16 protein-coding genes are annotated in these 21,429 nt (G+C 59.2%); 9 read left to right on the top strand and 7 right to left on the bottom strand.

Annotation, left to right across the window (positions count from 1 at the left end; genetic code table 11):
- Positions 1-142: 142 nt before the first annotated feature.
- The 3 genes from nfsB to EGY08_RS07560 form a co-directional block, all read right to left on the bottom strand.
- The gene (gene nfsB / locus EGY08_RS07570; protein ID WP_087828701.1) at positions 143-796 is read right to left on the bottom strand and encodes an oxygen-insensitive NAD(P)H nitroreductase; all 654 of its coding nucleotides are present in this window, start codon (positions 794-796) and stop codon (positions 143-145) included.
- Positions 797-914: 118 nt separating this feature from the next.
- Positions 915-1,283, bottom strand: coding sequence for an MmcQ/YjbR family DNA-binding protein (locus tag EGY08_RS07565; RefSeq protein ID WP_049113529.1), 369 nt, complete (start codon positions 1,281-1,283; stop codon positions 915-917).
- Positions 1,283-1,864: a TetR/AcrR family transcriptional regulator gene (locus EGY08_RS07560; protein ID WP_004130217.1), complete on the bottom strand. Its 582-nt coding sequence runs from the start codon at positions 1,862-1,864 to the stop codon at positions 1,283-1,285. The genes EGY08_RS07565 and EGY08_RS07560 overlap by 1 nt, the downstream gene beginning before the upstream one ends.
- 190 nt (positions 1,865-2,054) lie before the next feature.
- Between EGY08_RS07560 and EGY08_RS07555 the strand changes: the two genes are divergently transcribed.
- Complete coding sequence (locus tag EGY08_RS07555) at positions 2,055-3,155, top strand: MBL fold metallo-hydrolase (RefSeq protein ID WP_032748584.1); 1,101 nt, start codon at positions 2,055-2,057, stop codon at positions 3,153-3,155.
- 32 nt (positions 3,156-3,187) lie between these two features.
- Positions 3,188-3,529, top strand: a complete 342-nt coding sequence (locus EGY08_RS07550; RefSeq protein WP_004130221.1) for a RamA family antibiotic efflux transcriptional regulator — start codon at positions 3,188-3,190, stop codon at positions 3,527-3,529.
- Positions 3,530-3,565: 36 nt separating this feature from the next.
- Here EGY08_RS07550 and EGY08_RS07545 read toward each other — a convergent pair whose 3' ends face one another.
- Complete coding sequence (locus EGY08_RS07545; protein ID WP_123828361.1) at positions 3,566-5,710, bottom strand: TonB-dependent siderophore receptor; 2,145 nt, start codon at positions 5,708-5,710, stop codon at positions 3,566-3,568.
- A 153-nt stretch (positions 5,711-5,863) separates the two neighbouring features.
- On the opposite strand from EGY08_RS07545, the gene EGY08_RS07540 reads away from it, so the two are divergent.
- The gene (locus EGY08_RS07540) at positions 5,864-7,486 is read left to right on the top strand and encodes an alpha/beta hydrolase-fold protein (protein ID WP_123828360.1); all 1,623 of its coding nucleotides are present in this window, start codon (positions 5,864-5,866) and stop codon (positions 7,484-7,486) included.
- Here the strand turns inward: EGY08_RS07540 and EGY08_RS07535 are convergent.
- A complete protein-coding gene (locus EGY08_RS07535; RefSeq protein WP_004130226.1) occupies positions 7,415-7,663 on the bottom strand; it encodes a DUF1158 domain-containing protein in 249 nt (82 codons plus the stop codon). The two genes, EGY08_RS07540 and EGY08_RS07535, sit on opposite strands and share 72 nt — an antisense overlap.
- 492 nt (positions 7,664-8,155) lie before the next feature.
- Between EGY08_RS07535 and EGY08_RS07530 the strand changes: the two genes are divergently transcribed.
- The 3 genes from EGY08_RS07530 to EGY08_RS07520 all read left to right on the top strand — a co-directional run bounded on the left by EGY08_RS07530 (position 8,156) and on the right by EGY08_RS07520 (position 15,134).
- Positions 8,156-10,879, top strand: coding sequence for a cation-transporting P-type ATPase (locus EGY08_RS07530; RefSeq protein ID WP_177447607.1), 2,724 nt, complete (start codon positions 8,156-8,158; stop codon positions 10,877-10,879).
- Between the two features lie 69 nt (positions 10,880-10,948).
- Positions 10,949-12,031 carry an efflux RND transporter periplasmic adaptor subunit gene (locus EGY08_RS07525; RefSeq protein ID WP_087828698.1) on the top strand — a complete coding sequence of 361 codons (1,083 nt, stop codon included), beginning with the start codon at positions 10,949-10,951 and terminating at the stop codon, positions 12,029-12,031.
- A 10-nt stretch (positions 12,032-12,041) separates the two neighbouring features.
- Entirely contained in the window at positions 12,042-15,134 is a 3,093-nt protein-coding gene (locus EGY08_RS07520) for an efflux RND transporter permease subunit (protein WP_004130232.1), read from the top strand.
- Between the two features lie 549 nt (positions 15,135-15,683).
- Here EGY08_RS07520 and EGY08_RS07515 read toward each other — a convergent pair.
- The gene (locus EGY08_RS07515) at positions 15,684-16,403 is read right to left on the bottom strand and encodes a phosphodiester glycosidase family protein (RefSeq protein WP_123828359.1); all 720 of its coding nucleotides are present in this window, start codon (positions 16,401-16,403) and stop codon (positions 15,684-15,686) included.
- 52 nt (positions 16,404-16,455) lie between these two features.
- Entirely contained in the window at positions 16,456-17,571 is a 1,116-nt protein-coding gene (locus tag EGY08_RS07510; protein WP_004130236.1) for a YbdK family carboxylate-amine ligase, read from the bottom strand.
- A 325-nt stretch (positions 17,572-17,896) separates the two neighbouring features.
- Here EGY08_RS07510 and EGY08_RS07505 point away from each other — a divergent pair, with 325 nt between their 5' ends.
- The 3 genes from EGY08_RS07505 to EGY08_RS07495 are packed head-to-tail and all read left to right on the top strand — an operon-like array spanning position 17,897 to position 21,429.
- The gene (locus tag EGY08_RS07505) at positions 17,897-19,561 is read left to right on the top strand and encodes an ABC transporter substrate-binding protein (protein ID WP_004130238.1); all 1,665 of its coding nucleotides are present in this window, start codon (positions 17,897-17,899) and stop codon (positions 19,559-19,561) included.
- A gap of 18 nt (positions 19,562-19,579) precedes the next feature.
- On the top strand, positions 19,580-20,533 hold the full coding sequence (locus EGY08_RS07500) for an ABC transporter permease (protein WP_049114184.1): 954 nt from the start codon (positions 19,580-19,582) through the stop codon (positions 20,531-20,533).
- 2 nt (positions 20,534-20,535) lie between these two features.
- Positions 20,536-21,429: an ABC transporter permease gene (locus tag EGY08_RS07495; RefSeq protein WP_004130242.1), complete on the top strand. Its 894-nt coding sequence runs from the start codon at positions 20,536-20,538 to the stop codon at positions 21,427-21,429.

The raw sequence follows: 21,429 nt of genomic DNA, 5'->3' as shown, positions 1-21,429 counted from the left end.
TTATTCCTGGCACAAGCGGGCTTATTAGCGCCGGAAACCTGGCACAAACGGCAGAAAAAGAGGGGGGGGAAAGAGAGGGGTGAAGAAAGCCCCGGGCGAGACGCTGCTGCGCCATGGCCCGGGCGTTCCCGGCAGAAGGGAATTAAATCTCGGTAATGGTCGTCGCCTGCGGCAGGCGTGATTTCGGCAGCGTCGCGTTGAAGTCTTCGACGCTATGATGGCCGACCGGCACCACCACCAGGCTGGTGTAGCCCTGGGCTTTCAGGTCGAATTCGGCATCGAGAATCGCGAAGTCGACGCCTTCAATCGGCACGGCGTCCAGACCCATGGCCGCGACGCCCAGCAGGAAATTGCCGACGTTGAGATAAACCTGCTTCGCCATCCACTGATCGTCGTCGTGCAGCTCTTTGCGGTGCATATCGGCAAAGAAGGTACGACCTTTGTGGTTCGCGGCTTTGGCTTCGGCGTTCGCAAAGCGGCCATCGGCCTCTTCCTGATCGACCACGCGCTCAAGCCAGGCGTCGTCCATTGCGGTTTTGGCGCAGAAAACCACCACGTGGGAGGCATCAAGAATTTTACGTTCGTTAAACACGTAGGTGCCACTCGCCGCTTTGGCGACGCGCGCTTTGCCTTCATCGCTGCTGGCAACGATAAAGTGCCACGGCTGGGAGTTGGTGCTTGACGGGCTGTACTGCAGCAGCGTTTTCAGGTTTTCCGCCTGCTCGTCAGTTAGCTTTTTAGTGGCGTCAAAGGCCTTGGTGGAGTAGCGCTTTAAGGCAACCGATACGATATCCATACTCTTCCTCACTGTTTACAACCCCTTGCGGGTGCGTTTCGTGAAGGAAGAGTACAGCGATGACGGAAAAAAGATAAGGGGCAAAAATGCGATAACACTTATCGCGCAGCGCTGAAAATCACCGCGGGCGCAGCCGCTGCTGCTCTTTTTTGCTGAGTTTATCGACGATCAGGTTCCACGAATCATCGATCAGTTCCGCCAGCAGATCTACGCTAATATCTTCGCCGGGAACCACGGTGATCCAGTGCTTTTTGTTCATGTGATAGCCGGGCTCAATGCTGCGGTATATCGCCTGATGAAGCAGCGATTTCTGCGGATCGCACTTCAGGTTGACCAGCGCGCGGCCGCGAACCGTCGCGGTCAGCATAAAAATCCGCCCGCCGATTTTAAACACATCGTACTCCGGGCCAAACGGCCAGCAGTGCTCGGTAAAGGGAAGCTCCAGCGCGATACGATGCGCGTGGTCATGCAGCGAGCGGGGGTCCATCAGCTATTGTCCTCGGCAAGCGCCTGCCACATGGCTTCAAAGCCGAGTTCGACAAAACGCACGGCGCGTTCCGGCTCGTGGCAGGCGTATTCAATGGTGGTTTCGGCCAGCGAAAGAAACAGCGCATCGCCAAAGGTGCGGTATTCTTCGGATTGAAAAACGGGCTTGATGGAACGCTGGCACAGTTCATTGAGCTCGGGAAACATCTCTTTGACGCGGTTGCGGGTTTCGTCGGTGATCCTTTCACTCAGCGCCATCCGGCGAATCGCTTTATGCTCCATGGGATTACGCACGCCCCAGCCGATATAGCTGTTCCAGATATTGCGCGTGTTCTCTTTCGACTCGGTCTCGTTCGGATTGAGACCCGCGATCATTGTCTTAACCAGGTCTGCTTTTATAGTCAGATAAAGCTCGTTGAGCAGATCGTCCTTGGTGGCAAAGTAGCGAAACAGCGTACCCTCGGCAACCCCGGCGCTGCGGGCGATGGCGGAAGTTGAGGCGGCGATTCCCGATTGGGCAAAGGCGGCGGTTGCGGCCTCCAGTAACGCTTGCTTTTTATCTTCACTCTTAGGACGAGCCACTACACTTTACCTCACACATGATAAAACCACGATCTAAGCATGCCTGACATGGGCACTGCAACGCTGTCTGTCAAAATTTGAAAATCGTCTTGACGACTTTCAGCTTCTTCCTAATAATGAGTGCTTACTCACTCATAATCAAGCCTTATAACAAAAACCTCCAGGAAGGAGGATTTCGCCAGGTCAGGATATGAACCGTGTCACTTTCAGCGTGGTCGCCATCATGTTATTAGCGTCAGCAACAACTTTGCCGTTTGTGTTAAATGCCGGATTTGGTCAGGCGCCGCAGGGCGCGCAGCTCAGCCTGGTGGAGCAGTCGCCGCACTATCACGACGGTCAGTTTCACAATCAGCTTCCGACGCCTGGCTTTACCGGGCAAAAAAATATGCTGGCCGCGTGGTGGGAATTTCTGGTCGCCAAACGTGAAAATGCCAGACCGGCACAGCCGCTGCCGCTGGTGAACACCGATCTGGCGGGCTTGCCGTCAGGGCAGGACGTGATGGTCTGGCTCGGTCACTCCTCCTGGTATCTGCAGCTGGCGGGCAAACGCATCCTGATTGATCCCGTATTTAGCAACTATGCCGCGCCGTTCTCGTTTATTAATAAGGCCTTCGCCGGGGATTACCCGTGGCACGCTGAGGGCATGCCGGATATCGACCTGCTGATTATCTCGCACGATCATTACGACCACCTCGATTACGCCACCATCAAAGCTCTAATGCCGAAGGTCAAGCGCGTGGTGACGCCACTGGGCGTGGGGTCGCACCTGCGCTACTGGGGAATGGAGAGCGCGATAATCAGTGAGGCGGACTGGAATCAGTCGTTGCAGGTGAGCGATGAGCTGACGGTACACGTCCTGCCCGCGCGCCACTTTTCCGGCCGCGGCCTCAAGCGCAACCAGACCCTGTGGGCCAGCTTTATGTTCGTTACCCCGCAGCAGAAAATTTACTACAGCGGCGACAGCGGCTACGGACCGCACTTTAAAGCCATCGGCGAACAGTTTGGCGAAGTGGATTTGGCGATCATGGAAAACGGTCAGTATGACCAGGACTGGAAGTACATCCACATGATGCCGGAAGAGACGGCGCAAGCCGCTGACGATGTTCATGCACGCGCGGTGCTGCCGGGTCACGCCGGGCGCTTCGTGCTGGCAAAACACACATGGGACGATCCGTACAAAAGGCTGGCGGAGGCCAGCACAGGGCGACCGTGGCGACTGCTGACGCCAATGTTGGGTGAGCCGGTTTGGGTCGCCGATAAAACGCAATCATTTAACGCCTGGTGGCGCTAACGATGAGAGTGGTTCAGGAGGAGAGAGGACATATGACTATTTCCGCTCAGGTCATTGATACAATCGTCGAGTGGATTGATGATAATTTGCATCAGCCGCTACGTATTGACGATATTGCGCGCCACGCCGGTTATTCGAAGTGGCATTTGCAACGACTGTTTTTACAGTATAAAGGGGAGAGTCTGGGGCGCTATATCCGCGAGCGTAAGCTGCTGCTGGCGGCGCGCGATCTGCGCGATACCGATCAGCGGGTTTACGATATTTGCCTGAAATACGGTTTTGACTCGCAGCAAACCTTTACCCGCATCTTCACCCGCACGTTTAACCTGCCGCCGGGCGCCTACCGTAAAGAAAATCACAGCCGCGCGCACTGAAAACGTCCGCCGGGGGAAGACCGGCGGACGTTTTTCTTACCAGGCGTAGTTTACTGTCGCCGTCACCGTCCGGCCAATGCCGTAGAAGCAGGCGCTATCGCTGGCGCAGGAGGCCACGTATTTGGTATTGGCGAGATTGTTGACGTTGAACTGTACTTTCGCCCCTTTCAGGCTTGAATTCAGCTCGCCTAACTCATAGCTGACCATGGCGTCGTACAGATCCACTGCTGGTACCTTAAACGTGTTTTTCGCATCGCCGTAGCTGGTGCCGATATAGCGTACGCCAACGCCCGCGGTCAGGCTTTTTAACGCGCCGTCCGGCAGGGTATAGCTGGTGAACGCCGAAGCCATATGGGTCGGAATGCGTGCCGGCGTTTTCCCTTCGGTACCGACGACAGTGGTATTGACGGTTTCCGCGTCGGTGTAGGTGTAAGACGCGATCAGATTGAGGTTATCGAAGACCGTCGCGTGCGCTTCGGCTTCAACGCCTTTTGAGCGCACTTTACCGCTGTTCTCAAACCACCCGGCCGCGCTGTTGTAGGTCGCGACGTTGCTTTGCGTCAAATCGTACAGCGCGAGGGTCATTAACGCGTTTGGGTTAGGCTGGTATTTCAGACCCACCTCAACCTGTTTGCCTTCGCTGGGATCGAACGGTCCGACGCCCGGCGCGCGGTTGGTTTGCAGGTTAGGTTCGAAGGAGGTGCTGTAGCTGATATAGGGGGAAAGACCGGAATCAAAGGCGTACAGCAGGCCGGTGCGCCAGGTGAACTTATTATCATTCTGCTGGGTGCTGCTGGCGTCGGTAAAATCGGTGGTGCGTACTTCCGCCCAGTCGTAGCGCCCGGAAACTAACAGTTCCCAGTTTCGCCAGCTCAGCTGATCCTGAACATACACCCCAGCCTGGTCGAGATTTTGCTGTTCATTAGTGGCGGGACTGAAGGCACTTTCATCGACGTTAACCCCGTAGGTCGGGCTGCGCCAGTCGATATCGTACTGCGAGCCGCCGGCCCGACCAAGATACTGCTTATCCTTACTGGTTTTGTAATCCACACCGCCAATCACCGTATGCGCCACCTGACCGCTGGCGAACTGCGCTTCAAGCTGGTTATCGATGCCAAACTCATCGGTCTGGCGCTGTTCATGCTGGGCGCGGCGGGAGAGTACCGAGCTGTTGGCGGCGCTGGTGGAATAAACCAGGTAGCGATACTTCTGTTTAATGGTGGCGTAACGGGCGTTCTGGCGCAGAGTCAAGGTATCGTTGAGCTGGTGCTCAAATTCATAGCCAATCATCGTTTGTTCACGCCACGACTGGTTGTAGTTGGGATCGCTGACGTTAAAATCGTGCGGAATATAGCTGCCGTCGACGCTTTCCACGGTACCGTAACGCGGCAGGAAGTTACGGTAGCCGGCATCCGGATCTTTCTGATAGCTGGTTAACAGGGTAAAGCGCGTGGCGTCATTAGGATACCAGGTGAGGGCGGGAGCGATAGCCATCCGCGTCTCTTTATAGTCATCGATCTGGTTATTCTGGGTGCGGGCGATCCCGTTCAGGCGATAGAGCAGGTGGCCGTCATCGCTCAGCGGACCGCCAATGTCGAAAGCGCCTTCGGCGAGATGGTTATTACCGGTACGGAACTGCACCTCATGAATCGGCTGGCTGGTCGGGCGTTTGCTGGTCATGCTAATCAGCCCGCCGGGGTTGACCTGCCCAAACAGCACCGAGGCCGGGCCGCGCACCAGTTCGACGCGCTCCAGCAGCCACGGATCGAAAGTGCCGGTTTGCGACGAGGCGGTGGCACCATAGCTCAGGCCATCGAGGAATTTGGGCACGTAGCTGAAACCGCGTACGAATACCTCGTCGTTGCGGTTAGATGAACCGCGGTATTCGGTAAAAACGCCCGCGCTATAGCGCAGCGCCTGTGAAACCGAGGTAACGTCCAACGCCCGCATTTGATCGCGGGTGACCACCGATACCGACTGCGGCGTTTTGACGATTTCCGCGGCGGTCTTTGTTGCCGACAGCGTTTTTGTTGCCACTATTCCCTTCAGCGGCGCGGTGGGATCCTCGCCGCTGGCGGCGGTGACGACGATCGTTTCCTCCGCCGCCAGCGCCGGCCCGCCAAACAGAGATGCCGCCACGCCCGCGGCCCAGAAAGCTTTTATCTTATTATATTTAAACATGTTTATTTTTTATCCTTGGTTGAATCGCCATCAAAAAACGCCCGCGTCGAGGGGAATCGACCGGCGGCTAACATTAATGGCGTTAATGTTATTGCAAATAGTTATTGTTTGCATTAGCGTTATTAACAAATTCTTACAAGGAACTATCGGCTAATGAAGACGGCGTGGAGCGGCCTGCTGATTGGCATGAGTGCCCTACCGGCGGCGGCAATGAACTGCGAATCTCCCTCGTTACAGGGTGAACTACAGGGGAAATTCGACGGCAGCGGCGAGGTCTGTTTTGACCTGCCGACATTGGGCGAGAACTACGTCGCGGCGACCCTCTCCGGCGTCACCGATGCCCGACTGCTGGATAACAATAACCGCCGTCTGCGCACGCTGCTGGCGGGCGGTCCGGCGGACGGCGAGCAAACCCTGCTATTTTCTCTGCCGGTAAACCGCGCCTCCTCGCTGGTGCTGCACGGCGAAGAGGGGGCGCGCTGGCGCTTTCAGTGGCAGATGCGGGAAACCACCGCGCTGGCCAAAATTCAGCCGCTGGATCCAGTCAGCCCGCGCCTGCAGCGGCTAAAGCGTGAACTGGCGGCGGGAGGTTCAACGACGCATTTCTGGCAGGAGCGCGAGCGGGAAGGGACGCCAATGGTGGAACCGGTGGACGCCGGCCATAAGCGGGTAACTTTCCTGTGGCGCGGGGCGAGCCGCAACGTGTTTATTCTGGGTTCGCCGGCGGGGGATCACGATCCGCTGTTTCGCCTCGGGGATTCTGACGTCTGGTTTCGTAGCTACGTGGTGCCCGCCGATACCCTCATGCAGTATAAGCTGGCCCCGGACGTGCCGCAGGTAAACGGCAGCCCGCGGGAACAGCGGCGGGCAATTCTGGTCAGCGCCCAGGCTGACCCTCTCAACCCGAACAGTATCAATGCCGCCCACGACCGCTGGAATCGCCACTCTCTGCTGGCCCTCAACGCCGCGCGTTTTTGCACCGCCCAGCGTATGGCGCAGCCGCTACGCTACGGAGTCTTAACCCGCCATCAGCTGCGCAGCGACTTTCTGCAAAATACGCGGGAAGTGCTGATTTATCGCCCGCGGTTGCCGCAGCCCGCGCGCTGGACCCTACTGCTCTTTGACGGCAAAACTTACCAGCACGAGTACCGCCTCGCCAACGTGCTGGATGCCCTGATCGCCAGCCATCGGCTACCGCCGATCAACGTGGTGTTTATCGATAGTCTCGATCATTCGCGACGGGCGAAGGAGCTGCCGCCAAATCCGCACTTTGCCGATTTTATGGCCCATGAGCTGCTGCCGTGGCTGCGTCGTCAGGGACTCAGCCTGAGCCGGCAAAAAACCGTGGTCGCCGGCTCCAGCTACGGCGGGCTAGCCGCATCCTGGGTAGCGCTGCGCTATCCGCGACAGTTTGGCAACGTATTAAGCCTGTCCGGGTCATACTGGTGGGCACCGCAAGGGGAGGAGGCCAGCTGGCTGACCCGCCAGTACCAGCAGTCGCCGCGCTATCCGGTGCGCTTCTGGCTGCAGGCGGGGAAATTCGAAACCAGCGGGCCGGACGGCGGCATTTATGCCAATACGCTTGAATTTGAGCGGGTGCTAAAAGAGAAGGGGTATACGGTGAGCTTCCATCCCTCATCCAGCGGCCACGATTACGCCGCGTGGTGCGAAGCGCTGGTCAGCGGCATGCGCGACCTGGCTGGCTTAGCGTTCAAGGGAAAACCAGCGACGCCAGACCCAGCGCAGCAGCAGATATTCAACCACGCCCAGCGCTAAAAACCACAGGCAAAAGATCAGGGTATAAAGCTGGTTGAGATCCATCAGATGGAATGTCGCAACTAGCTTTTGCGCCAGCGTCAGGCCCAGAGAGGGCGCCGGCAACAGCAGGCAGGAGAGCAAAGCCAGCAGCAGAATGCCGGCGGCACTGAGGAGCGTTTCTAGCGGATGTTTCATTATTTGTTAATCATCAGTTAAAAACATATTGTCCGGTAAAAAGAGAATTAATGCAATATTGTTTCGTACGTAATCATAATACGCATTGGATATTATATTTAAACGTCCTCAATTATTCCCTTGTTAATTATTTTGGTAATATTTGTGATTAAGTTAATTACATTGCAATGTAAATTAACGTCATTATTATGCCAGCGCTTTTACAAAAGTATAGGTGCTATATCCCACCAAAGTAGCGATGATAATAGCCAGCAGGATGTACAGTACCAGACGGCGTCCGCGGTAGATTCCAAACATAGTAGACCTCGTTTAGTTTTGGTTTATTAATATTCTGCAATAGTTGATTTATAGAATTAACTTACCACAAATTTTGTATTTGCGAGAGATTAAATATTGCGCAAGCTTAAATTATCTCCGCTGTTTAAAATTTTTCTCATTGGCCCGGAATGATTCCAGGCTTTCCGCCTCACGGAATTTTAAGGGAGATATATTTTGACCAAAACGATCAAAACTAATAATACCACCCCATCAGGGGATGCTGCGCCACGCCGCGCATATCAGCAGACGGTTGATGCGGTGCTGGCGCAGAATAAAAGCCATGCCAACGGCCTCAGTTCCGCCGAGGCCGCCGAGCGTTTGAAGACCTTCGGCCCCAACGCCTTGCCGGAGAAAAAAGGCAAGCCGGACTGGCTGCGCTTTCTTGCCCACTTTAACGACGTCCTGATTTTTGTCCTGCTGGCCGCTGCCGCGCTCACCGCGGTCATGGGCCACTGGGTCGATACGCTCGTCATCCTTGGCGTCACGGTGATCAACGCTCTGATTGGCCATATCCAGGAGAGCAACGCCGAAAAATCGCTGCAGGGCATCCGCAATATGCTCTCCAGCGACGCGCGCGTGCAGCGCGGCGGCAAGCATGAAACCATCCCGACCCGCGACCTGGTGCCGGGCGATATCGTGATACTGCGCGCAGGTGACCGCGTGCCTGCCGATATGCGCCTGATTGAGAGCCATAATCTGCGGGTCGAAGAGGCGATTCTGACCGGCGAGTCGACGGTGGTGGATAAAACCACCGACGCGCTGGAAGGCGAACTGCCGCTGGGCGACCGCACCAATATGCTCTTCTCCGGCACAACCATCAGCGCCGGCGGCGGCGTTGGCGTGGTGACCGCAACCGGTCAGGAGACCGAGCTCGGCCACATCAACCAGATGATGGCGGGCATTGAGAAGCACCGCACGCCGCTGCTGGTGCAGATGGATAAGCTCGGTAAAGCGATTTTCGTTATCATCCTGGCGATGATGGCCGCGCTGTTCGTCTTCAGCCTCGCGCTGCGCGACATTCCTCTCGGCGAGCTGCTGCTCTCCCTGATTAGCCTGGCGGTGGCCGCCGTGCCGGAAGGCTTACCGGCGATTATCTCGATTATTCTCTCTCTGGGTGTACAGGCGATGGCGCGTCAGCGGGCGATTATCCGCAAGCTGCCGACGGTGGAAACCCTGGGCGCCATGACCGTGGTGTGCTCGGATAAAACCGGCACCCTGACGATGAACGAGATGACCGTCAAAGCGATCATCACCGCCGACTGCTGCTACCGCGTCGAGGGCGACAGCTACGAGCCTCAGGGTAACATCTGCCTGGAAGGCAGTAACGAGCCGGTGCAGATTAAAGCGGGCAGCGTGCTGGAAACCTATTTGCGCACCATCGACCTGTGTAACGACAGCCAGATGATTCAGGACGAGCGCGGCCTGTGGGGCATTACCGGCGGGCCGACCGAAGGCGCGCTGAAGGTGCTGGCGGCGAAAGCGCAGCTTGCGCCCGTCGATGCCCGCCTGGTGGCGAAGATACCGTTCGACTCGCAGTATAAGTACATGGCGACCCACCAGAAAATGGGCGACGTCGAGCAGGTGCTGATTACCGGCGCGCCGGACGTGATTTTTGCCCTGTGCCGCCAGCAGTTGAGCAAGCAGGGGGCGGTGCCGTTCGAGCCGCAGTACTGGGAAGAGGAGATGGCGCGCTTTGCCCGTCAGGGCCTGCGTATGGTCGCCGCCGCCTACAAACCGGCGAACGTCGGCAGCACCACGCTGACCCACGACGATCTGCGCGAAGGTCTGGTGTTCCTCGGCATTGCCGGAATGATGGACCCGCCGCGTCCGGAAGCGATTGACGCTATCCACGCCTGCCAGAACGCGGGGATCCGCGTGAAGATGATTACCGGCGACCACCCGCAGACGGCGATGAGCATTGGCCAGATGCTGGGGATCACCAACAGCCGCCAGGCGATGACCGGCTATCAGCTGGAGCACATGGACGACGCCGAGCTGGCGAAAGCCGCCGTTGAGTACGATATCTTTGCCCGTACCAGCCCTGAGCACAAGCTGCGCCTGGTGAAAGCGCTGCAGGATAACGGTGAAGTGGTTGGCATGACCGGTGACGGCGTCAACGACGCCCCGGCTCTGCGCCAGGCCGACGTCGGGATCGCCATGGGGATTAAAGGCACCGAGGTGACCAAAGAGGCCGCCGACATGGTCCTCACCGACGACAACTTTGCCACCATCGCCAGTTCGATCAAAGAGGGGCGTCGGGTCTACGACAACCTGAAGAAGACCATTCTGTTCATCATGCCGACCAACCTGGCGCAGGGGCTGCTGATTATTATCGCCCTGCTGGCGGGGAATATCATTCCGCTGACGCCGGTGCTGATTCTGTGGATGAACATGGCCACCTCCGCCACGCTCTCCTTCGGCCTCGCGTTTGAAGCCGCCGAGCGCAACGCCATGAACCGCCCGCCGCGTAAAACCGGCCAGCACGTTATGGACGCCTTCGCCGTCTGGCGCGTCGCCTTCGTCGGCACGATGATTGCCGTGGCTGCCTTTATTCTTGAAGCCTGGCTGGCACCGCGCGGCCACAGCCCGGAGTTTATTCGTACAGTCCTGCTGCAGATGCTGGTTACCGCACAGTGGGTGTACATGATTAACTGCCGCAGCAGCGACAGCTTCTCGCTCAACATGGGGCTCCTGCGCAACAAAGGCATCTGGCTGGTGAGCGGCGTGCTGCTGCTGATGCAGCTGGCCATCATCTACGTACCGGTGATGCAGACGATGTTTGGCACCGAAGGGCTGCCGCTGCGCTACTGGTTCATTACGCTGGTCATCGGTATCGCGATGTTCCTGGTGGTGGAAGTTGAGAAGCGCCTGACCCGTCGTTTCCGTAAAACCGCGTAGCGTGACTGACTCGCCCGGCGTCCCTTCTCCTGCGGGGAAGGGACGCCGCATCGTCGTAAGGAATTCCCCATGAACAAGATCATCCGCTCCGCCCTGCTGGCCTGCGGCCTGGCAGGCTACGCGCTCGCCGCCGCCGCCGCGCCGGCCGTTCCGGTCCGCGTCGTCACCGTGGAACACGCGCCGCACGCCGGCGAACGGCAAATCTCCGGCCGCGTTGAGGCCATTCACTCCGTCGATATTCGCGCCCGCACCGAAGGAAAGATTGTGCAGCGCCACTTCCAGGATGGGCAGTACGTCAACCAGGGCGATCCGCTGTTTACGCTGGATGACGCCCAGCCGAAAGCCGCACTGGCGCTGGCCCAGGCTGAACTGAAGAGCGCCCAGGCGTCGCTACGCCAGGCCCAGCAGCTGCTGAGCCGCTACCGGCAGTTGATCAATAACCACGCGATTGGCCGCAATGACCTTGATACCGCGCAGATGCAGCGCGATGTCGCCGCCGCCGCCGTGGAGCAGGCCCGGGCGCGCATTGCCGCCCAGCAGATTACGCTCGGCTACACCCGCATTACCTCGCCGGTCACCGGGCGCGTCGGCCATAGTCCTTTTCACGTCGGTAGCCTGGTGAACCCTGCCAGCGGGGTACTGGCCGATGTGGTCCAGCTCGATCCTATTCGGGTGGTGTTTTCGCTGGATGAAACCGCCTTTTTCGCCAAAGCGGGGCAGCACACGAATATTGCCGCGCTGAAGGAAGCGTGGCTGGCGCAGGTGGATGTCGATGGACGGCGTGAAGACGGCGTTCTGACCTCCGTCGATAACCGTATTGATAGCCGCACCGCCAGCGTGGCGCTGCGCGCTGAATTCGCTAACCCGCAGCACCGCCTGCTGCCCGGCGGCAACGTCACCATTTTCTTCCGCCCGCGGCAGCTTCAGGAGAGCCCGATGATCCCTGCTTCTGCGCTACGGCAAGATGCGCAGGGCTTTTACAGCTGGGTACTGACGGCGGACAACACCGTGACGATGCGCCGCTTGACCCCCGCCGGTCAGCATGGCCAGAGCTTCGTGGTGGCCGATGGCCTGAAAGCGGGGGAGCGCGTAGTGACGGAAGGCGCCCAGCGCCTGCGTGACGGCGCGGCCGTTCAGCTGCTGAGTGAATAAGGGAGAGGCGATGCTCACATTTTTTATCCGTCGTCCGCGCTTTGCGATGGTGATTGCACTGCTGATGACCTTTGTCGGCGCGGTCTCGCTGAAGCTGATCCCGGTCGAGCAGTATCCGCAGATTACGCCGCCGGTCATCAACGTCAGCGCCAGCTGGCCGGGCGCCAGCGCGGCGGACGTGGCGGAAGCCATTGCCGCGCCGCTGGAGACCCAGCTCAACGGCGTCGACCATATGCTGTACATGGAGTCCACCAGCTCCGATGAGGGGACCTACAGTCTGAGCCTGACCTTTGCCGCCGGTACCGATGCCGATTTAGCCGCGATCGACGTGCAGAACCGCGTGTCGCAGGCGGTGGCGCAGCTGCCTGCCGACGTGCAGCAGAACGGCGTGCAGGTGCGCAAGCGGGCAACGAACCTGCTGATGGGGGTGAGTCTCTATTCGCCGCTCGGCACGCTGTCGCCGTTGTTTGTCAGCAACTACGCCAGCACTCAGGTGCGCGAGGCGCTGGCGCGTCTACCTGGCGTCGGGGAAGTGCAGATGTTCGGCGCGCGCGACTACAGTATGCGCATCTGGCTGCGCCCCGACCGCATGAACGCGCTGAATATCACAACCGACGATGTTGCCCAGGCGCTACGCGAGCAGAACGTGCAGGGCGCGGCGGGGCAGGTGGGGACGCCGCCGGTATTTAACGGCCAGCAGCAGACGCTGACCATCAACGGTATCGGGCGACTGAGCGACGCCGCCGGCTTCGGGCAGATTGTGGTTCGCAGCGGCGACCGCGGCCAGCTGGTGCGCCTGTCCGACGTGGCGACCATCGAGCTGGGCGCGCGCAGCTACAGCTCCGGCGCGCAGCTCAACGGCAAAGATTCCGCCTATCTCGGCATCTACCCGACGCCCACCGCGAACGCTCTGCAGGTCGCCAGCGCGGTACGCGCTGAGCTGACCCGGCTGCACGCGCGTTTCCCGGCGGATCTCACCTGGGAAGTGAAGTTTGATACCACCCGCTTTGTTGCGGCGACGATCAAAGAGATCGGCGTGTCGCTGGCGCTGACCCTGTTGGCGGTGGTGGTGGTGGTCTCGCTGTTTCTGCAGAGCTGGCGGGCGACGCTGATAGTCGCTCTGGCGATCCCGGTATCGCTTATCGGCACCTTCGCCGTGCTCTATGGGCTGGGCTACAGCGCCAATACCCTGAGCCTGTTCGCAATCATTCTCGCCCTGACGATGGTGGTGGATGACGCCATCGTGGTGGTAGAGAGCGTGGAAACCAAAATGGCGGAGGGACTGGCGCGCGGCGCGGCAACCGCCGAGGCGCTGCGGCAAATCGCCGGGCCGGTGATCGCCACCACCCTGGTGCTGCTGGCGGTGTTTGTGCCGGTAGCGATGCTGCCGGGGATCGTCGGCGAGCTGTATCGCCAGTTCGCGGTGACCCTATCGACGGCAGTGACCTTGTCGAGCGTGGTAGCGCTGACCCTGACGCCCGCGCTGTGCGCGCTGCTGCTGCGTCCGCGGCCGCAGCAGCCAGCCGCCATCTGGCGCGGTTTTAACCGCGGTCTGGATAGGGTGCGCGATGGTTACGGGCGTCTGGTCGGGAGGATGAATCGTCGCCCCTGGCTGGCGCTGGCGGCGACAGCGGCGGCGGCCGGGGTGGTGGTGTTTAGCTTTACCACCATGCCGAAGGGGTTTCTGCCGCAGGAAGATCAGGGTTATTTCTTTGCCAGCGTACAGCTGCCCGAAGCCGCCTCGCTGGAGCGTACCGAAGCGGTGATGGCCCAGGCGCGCGAGCTGCTGAAACTGAATCCGGCGGTTGAGGATGTGATTCAGGTGTCCGGTTTTAATATTCTCAACGGTACCAGCGCTTCAAACGGCGGATTTATCTCGGTGATGCTGAAGGACTGGCACCAGCGGCCGCCGCTGGAGGCGGTGATGGAAAAAGTGCAGGGCCAGCTGATGGGGTTACCGGAGGCGACAATCATGACTTTTGCGCCGCCGACGCTGCCGGGGCTGGGCAACGCCTCCGGGTTTAATTTACGCATTCTGGCCCAGGCCGGACAATCGCCGGCGGAGCTGGAGCAGGTGACGCATCAGGTGCTGCGGACGGCTAACCAGTACCCGCAGCTGAGCCGGGTATTTACCACCTGGAGCAGCAACGTGCCGCAGCTGACGCTCACGGTCGATCGCGACCAGGCGGCCCGGCTGAACGTACCGGTGGCGAGGATTTTCAGCAGCCTGCAAACCGCGTTTGGCGGCACCCGCGCCGGCGATTTCAGCATCAACAATCGTGTCTACCACGTGGTGATGCAAAACGAGATGCAGTGGCGCGAGCGAGCAGAGCAGATAAGCGAGCTGTACGTGCGCAGCGACAGCGGCGAGCGGGTTCGCCTGAGTAATCTGGTGACGATTACGCCGACGGTGGGCGCGCCGTTTATTCAGCAGTATAACCAGTTCCCGTCGGTATCGGTGAGCGGGTCGGCGGCCGAAGGCGTCAGCAGCCGGACGGCAATGGCGGTGATGGAGCAGATTTTACAAGCGAATCTGCCGCACGGTTATGATTACGCCTGGAGCGGCATTTCCTGGCAGGAGCAGCAGACCGGTAACCAGGCGGTGTGGATTGTGCTGGCGGCGGTAGCGATGGCGTGGCTGTTCCTCGTCGCCCAATATGAGAGCTGGACGCTGCCGGCGAGCGTGATGCTGTCGGTGCTGTTCGCCATCGGCGGGTCGCTGCTGTGGCTCTGGTGGGCCGGGTATGCCAACGATGTGTACGTGCAGATAGGCCTGGTGCTGCTGATCGCGCTGGCGGCGAAAAACGCGATTTTGATCGTCGAGTTTGCCAGGGCGAAGCGCGAAGAGGGGGTGTCGATCGTCGACGCCGCCCGCGAAGGGGCGACCCGCCGCTTCCGCGCGGTAATGATGACGGCGGTCTCTTTTATTATTGGCATTGTGCCGATGATGCTCGCTACCGGCGCCGGAGCGCAGAGTCGGCGAATTATCGGCACCACGGTGTTCAGCGGCATGCTGGTGGCGACGGTAATCGGCATTTTGTTTATTCCTTCGCTGTACGTGCTGTTTCAGCGCCTGCGCGAGTGGGCCCACCGCCGGATGTAGGTGGACTGGGGTTTGGTGTCTGGAGATGTGCTGCGGGTTTGGTAGCCCGGACAGGCGCGGTAGCGCCGCCTCCGGGACGGTGTGGTAGGGGTTCCGTTCACTATTATTCCGCAGAAAATGTCTCACCGTGGTACGTGAACGGGTAAAGGGGGAGAAAACCGTCTCCCCCTTTACAATCCCCGCGGTCCCGCAAAGAAATCGGTGCTACGCACTGCGCTCACCTCCCGGACCTCAGCCTGCGGTCGGCTCAACTCGACATCCCTGTCTCGATTCGCCTCTGTCCGCCATCCCTGGCGGCCAGCCCTTGTCTTCAGGCCTCCGGTTCGCCGATTTCAGCGGGCACCAGGGCATCGCTGCATATCACGTTGTTTCAGAGACATATCCGCAGCGGCATGAAAATCTCCCGGAGGCGGCGCGTTGCGCCTGTCCGGGCTACTCTTCCGCAGACGGCTGGAAACCCGTAGCCCCGGTAAGCGCAGCGCCACCGGGGAAATCGGCTGCAGAATATTGCCGGGTTGCGAAACACCCCCGGAGACGATGTTTTGCCGATTACCTGCTCTCTACCGCGATCATGGTGACGAACGGATGGTACTGCCACGGCACGCTGCCGCCTTTCTGGTACATCTTCGAAATGGTGCCGTCGAGATAGAGCATCTGGCGCACGTTGAGCTTCGACTGCGCATAGCAGGCGAAATCGTAGAAATTGGTTTCGCGCGCGCTGAGCATAAAGACCACCTTGCCATCGCCGGTGATGCCCACGCCGTTACGCAGCTTGCGCGAGCTGGCGGACGGCTTCAGCCGCCAGTTGATCTTGCCGTTTTCAATCAGCATTGGCCCGGACTGCACGGCGTAGCGGATAGCCGGCGATGGCCTGAATTTATTGATGCTGACAATCCCCGCGTTTTGCCCGCGCAGATAAAAGACCCCGCCGGGACGAATAAAAAAGTTGCCACCGCCGGAGGCGCGGTTAAGTGGGGTCAGCTGCCTGCCATTCTCGATATACAGCCCCAGCGGCGCGTAAGCTTTATCATAAATTCCGCCGTTCATCGCCATCTGTACCTGCCCGTCGCGGTTGATATCCCCCAGCAGCGAGCGCAGCGATCCCCAGGCTTCACCGTCCTCATTCTGCCAGTACATCACGATACGTTCGCGATGCGGATCAACGGTATAGCTTTGCAGCGTCAGGGACGGGTCGGTCAGCGAGCACTTCCCGCTGGCAAAGGCGGGCAGAGATAACAGCAACAGCGGCAGAAGCGATGACAAGCGCACGGCGGGGTTCCAGACAACCAAAGAGAGCGTGCAGTATAGCGTTTTATCGCCGCTACGCCGTCCAGATTTCGCAGTGCTTTTGTACCAGCCCGATCAACGAACCGCCATTGGCGACAAACTCGCGCATCTGCTGCGGCTCGCTGCGATTCTGCTTCGCCTGGCGCACCATCGCCTCCAGCGCGCTGCCGGCGTTGAGCTTATGGGCGCTGGGCGCCAGCTTATCCGCCAGCTGTAAAATCTCTTCGCGCAATGTTCGCTGTTCGCCGCTGTTCACATCGGTATTGATCCCGTCGAGCCCATAGCGGCAGGCCTGATAGCGGTTGAAGGGGTAGAGCAAATAATCCTCGGGCAGATGCTTAAACGGCCGCTCCGTCAGCAGCCAGCAGGCGATGATCTGGATAAAACCGGCGATATTCACCGCCTGGCTAATCGTCAGCGGCGTATCCATCACCCGGACTTCGACGGTGCCAAAGCGCGGGCTGGGGCGAATATCCCAGTGCAGATCCTTCATGCTATCGATCATGCTGGTATAGCTAAGACGGCGAAACAGACCGGTAAAAGCCTGCCAGTTATTGACCCACGGCATCGGGCCGTTATCAGGATAGGCGGCGAAAAGATTAAGCCGCGAGCAGGCAAAGCCGCTATCGGTCCCGTCGAGCCAAGGCGATGCCGCGTTCAGCGCGATAAAATGCGGTACGAAGCGCGACAGGCCGTGCAGAAGATAGATGGCATCATCGCCGTTTTGACACCCCACGTGCACGTGCTGGCCGAAGATCGTCGCCTGCTTCGCCAGATAACCAAAGTGCTCGACGGTTTTCCGGTAGCGCGGGCTATCGCTGATCTGCTGGCGCTGCCAGCTTTGAAACGGATGCGTTCCACCGCCGCAGATTTTCACATGATGGCGGGCGGCGGCACGAAGCACCGCCTGCTGAACCGCGCTCAGTTGCGCCGTCGCCTGGTGGATATCGCGGCAGACGCCGGTGGCGATCTCCAGCATGCTTTCGGTAATGTCATGCTTGGCCTCGCCCGCTTTCAGCGTGCCCTGCACCTCGTCAATCAGCGCGGAAGAGTCCTGGCTCAGATCGAAACCCGGCGGGTTGACGACCTGGAGCTCCAGCTCGATACCGAGGGTAAATGGCTCGGAGCGGTGAAAATCAGGTAACGGCATGGCGACTCCCTCTTTCTCTTTATCAGAAAGTATAGAAGACAACGTCTCAAACTGATGATTTGTCGGACATTATGAATTTAATTTATAGAAAATAACGCCACGTGATTATCCCTTTAAAAAGAAAGTAAGGCTGGTGCAATCCTGCAACAGAATTCCCGCCGGTGGTGCAAAAAGATAAGGTGATTATATTTTTTCGAGTAAAATCATATGGATGTTATAAGTCATTCTTATTTTATAAGCCATTTCACACTTATTTTCCGCGCATTCAGAACTGGTATGTATCTTGCCTGTTAAATAGCGACTTTTATTTAACAGGGACAATGTGATGCTGAAGACAAAATTACTTTCGCGTAAACGCCATCTCGCCGTTGCTGTTAGCGGGGCATTGGCGCTGTTTGCCTCTGTGCCGACTCAGGCTTCAACCCTGCGGATCGCCATGACCGCCGCCGATATCCCGTTAACCCTCGGACAACCCGATCAGGGTTTTGAGGGCAACCGCTTTACCGGCATTCCGCTTTACGATGCCTTAGTTGAATGGGATTTGTCGCAGGGAGAGAAACCCAGCGGCCTGGTGCCGGGGCTGGCGACCGAGTGGCACGTTGACCCGCAAAATCAAAGCCGCTGGATTTTCACCCTGCGTCCGGGGGTTAAATTTCACGATGGTTCTGCGGTCAACGCCGATGCCATCGTCTGGAACGTGGATAAGGTGCTGAATAAAGCCGCGCCGCAGTACGCGCCCGGCCAGATCGGCAACACGCTGTCGCGCATGCCGACCCTCACCGGCGCGGAAAAGATTGACGACCATACCGTGGCGCTGACCACCTCCGAACCGGACGCGCTGCTGCCGTATAACCTCACCAACCTGTTTATCGTTTCGCCGACCGCGTGGCAGAAGCTGTACGACGCGGTGCCGTCCGGCACCGGCGATACCGCCGCGCGCAGTAAGCAGGCGTGGACCGAATTCGCCGCCCACGCGGTGGGCAGCGGTCCGTTCAAAATGGAAAAACTGGTTCCCCGCCAGCAGCTGATCCTCGATAAAAATCCCGACTACTGGAACAAAGATCGTATTCCGCGGGTGGATAAAGTGGTGCTGATCCCGCTGCCGGAAGCCAACGCCCGCACCGCGGCGCTGCTCTCGAAGCAGGTGGACTGGATCGAAGCCCCGGCCCCGGATGCGGTTGATCAAATTAAAGCCCAGGGCTTTAAAATCTACGCCAACACCCAGCCGCACCTGTGGCCGTGGCAGTTCTCCTTTGAAGAGGGCTCGCCGTGGAAAGATATTCGCGTGCGCAAAGCCGCCAACCTGTGCCTGAACCGCGCGGAGCTTAAAAGCTATCTCGGCGGCTATATGACCGAAGCGACCGGCGTCTACGAGGCTGGCAGTCCGTGGCGCGGTAAACCCACCTTCCAGATCAAATATGACCCGGATACCGCCCGCAAGCTGATGACCGAAGCCGGCTATAGCGCCGGGAAACCGCTGCACGTCACGGTCGCCACCTCGGCCTCTGGCTCCGGGCAGATGCAGCCGCTGCCGATGAACGAGTACATTCAGCAGAGCCTGAAAAGCTGCTTCTTTAATGTCGATATTAAAGTCAACGAATGGAACACCCTGTTTACCAACTGGCGCCTCGGGGCGAAAGATCCCTCCGCGAAAGGGATCGATGCGATCAACGTCAGCGCCGCGGTTAACGATCCCTATTTCGGCATGATCCGTTTCTCTACCGCGAAGGCCTTCCCGCCGGTGGCGACCAACTGGGGCTACTTCTCGACCCCGGAAACCGAAAAGCTAGCGGCGGCGGTAAAGCACGCGTTTACCCCGGCCGAAATGGATAAAGCCGCCGGTGAACTGCACGCCGCGCTGGTTGATCAGGTGCCGTTCCTGTTCGTCGCCCACGATGTCGGACCAAGGGCGATATCGCCAGCCGTCACCGGTGTGGTACAGCCGCAAAGCTGGTTTATCGACCTTAGTCTGGTGAGCAAAAAAGAGTAATCGACACGGGAGCAAGAGATGATCAATACGCTGCTATATCGCATCCTGCTGGCCGTCCCCACCATGCTCGGGGTGGCGGTGATCTGTTTTATGCTGGTGCAGATAGCGCCGGGCGACCCGCTGGTATCGGTGATGCCGCCGGACGCCTCGGAATCGCTGCGTCAGACCTTAATGCAGGCCTACGGCTTTGATAAACCACTGCCGCTGCAGTTTGTGCACTGGCTATGGCGGGCGCTGCACGGCGATTTGGGGATGTCGGTCGCTACCGGGCGTCCGGTCATCGATGAGGTGATGACGGCGGTCACTTACTCTCTGCGTCTGGCGCTGCTGGCGACGGCGATCGGATTTGTGCTGGGCAGCCTGTTTGGTTTTGTCGCCGGTTACTTTCGTAACAGCATTATTGACCGTCTGGCCTCGGTGCTGTCGGTATTCGGCGTCAGCGTGCCGCACTACTGGCTGGGGATGCTGCTGGTCATCGTTTTTAGCGTCAAATTCGCGCTGCTGCCGGCGACCGGCGGTGGGCCAATCGGCGAGGTGGGCTGGCAGTGGAACTGGGAACACCTGCAGTTTATGCTGCTGCCAGCCTTCACGCTGTCGGTGATCCCGACCGGCATCATCGCCCGCACCGTTCGCTCGCAGGTGGCGGATATTCTCAGCCAGGAGTTTATCGTCGGCCTGCGCGCCCGGGGGCTCAACGAATCGCGGATCTTTCTGCACGTGGTGAAAAACGCCGCGCCGACCGCGCTGGCGGTGATGGGACTGCAGGTTGGCTATCTGATGGGCGGCTCGATTCTGGTGGAAACCGTTTTCTCCTGGCCCGGCACCGGTCTGCTGCTGAACACCGCCATTTTCCAGCGCGACCTGCCGCTATTGCAGGGCACCATCTGGGTACTGGCGCTGTTCTTTGTGCTGCTCAATCTGCTGGTGGATATTCTGCAAACCAGTCTCGACCCGCGAATTAAGAGGAGCTAACGATGGTGGATACCGTGACGACCAAAGGCATTGCCGTCGCCGCCACGACGGTGGCCAGACAAGGCTACTGGCGCGGCGTGTTTCGCCGCTTGCTGCGCGACCCCGGGGGCGTATTCGTTGGCGCGATCATCCTCGTGCTGTTGACGCTGGCGCTGTTCGGTCCCTGGCTTATCGTCAAAGACCCGTATCAGACGTCGATGTTTTTACGCCTCAAGCCGATCGGTACCGACGGCTTCCCGCTGGGCTCCGATGAGCTCGGGCGCGACATGCTATCAAGGCTGATTCTTGGCACCCGGCTATCGCTATTTATGGGGATTGTCCCGGTGGTGTTCGCCTTTTTTATCGGTGGGGCGATCGGCATTATCGCCGGCTATGCGGGGGGGAGAACCAATACCCTGATTATGCGCACCGTGGACGTGTTTTACGCCTTTCCCTCGGTGCTGCTGGCGATAGCGCTCTCCGGCGCGCTGGGGGCGGGCATCGGTAACGCGCTGCTCTCGCTGACCCTGGTGTTCGTGCCGCAGGTGGCGCGTATCGCCGAAAGCGTCACCGCACAGGTACGGCATATGGACTACATCGACGCCGCCCGGGCCACCGGGGCCAGCGCGTTCACCATTATTCGCGTGCAGGTGCTGGGCAACGTGCTGGGGCCGATTTTCGTCTTCTCCACCGGACTCATTTCGGTGTGCATGATCCTCGCCTCCGGGCTCTCTTTTCTCGGCCTTGGGGTTCGCCCGCCGGAGCCGGAATGGGGGCTGATGCTGAACACCCTGCGTACGGCGATTTATACCCAGCCGTGGGTGGCGGCGCTGCCCGGCCTGATGATTTTTATCACCTCCATTTCGTTCAATATCCTCGCGGACCGCCTGCGTGCGGCAATGGCGATTAAGGAGTAA

It is taken from the genome of Klebsiella sp. FDAARGOS_511 (genome assembly GCF_003812845.1).
Lineage (GTDB): Bacteria > Pseudomonadota > Gammaproteobacteria > Enterobacterales > Enterobacteriaceae > Klebsiella > Klebsiella grimontii.
The sequence above is the reverse complement of the archived record's forward strand: the minus strand, read 5'-3'. Positions and strand labels throughout refer to the sequence as shown.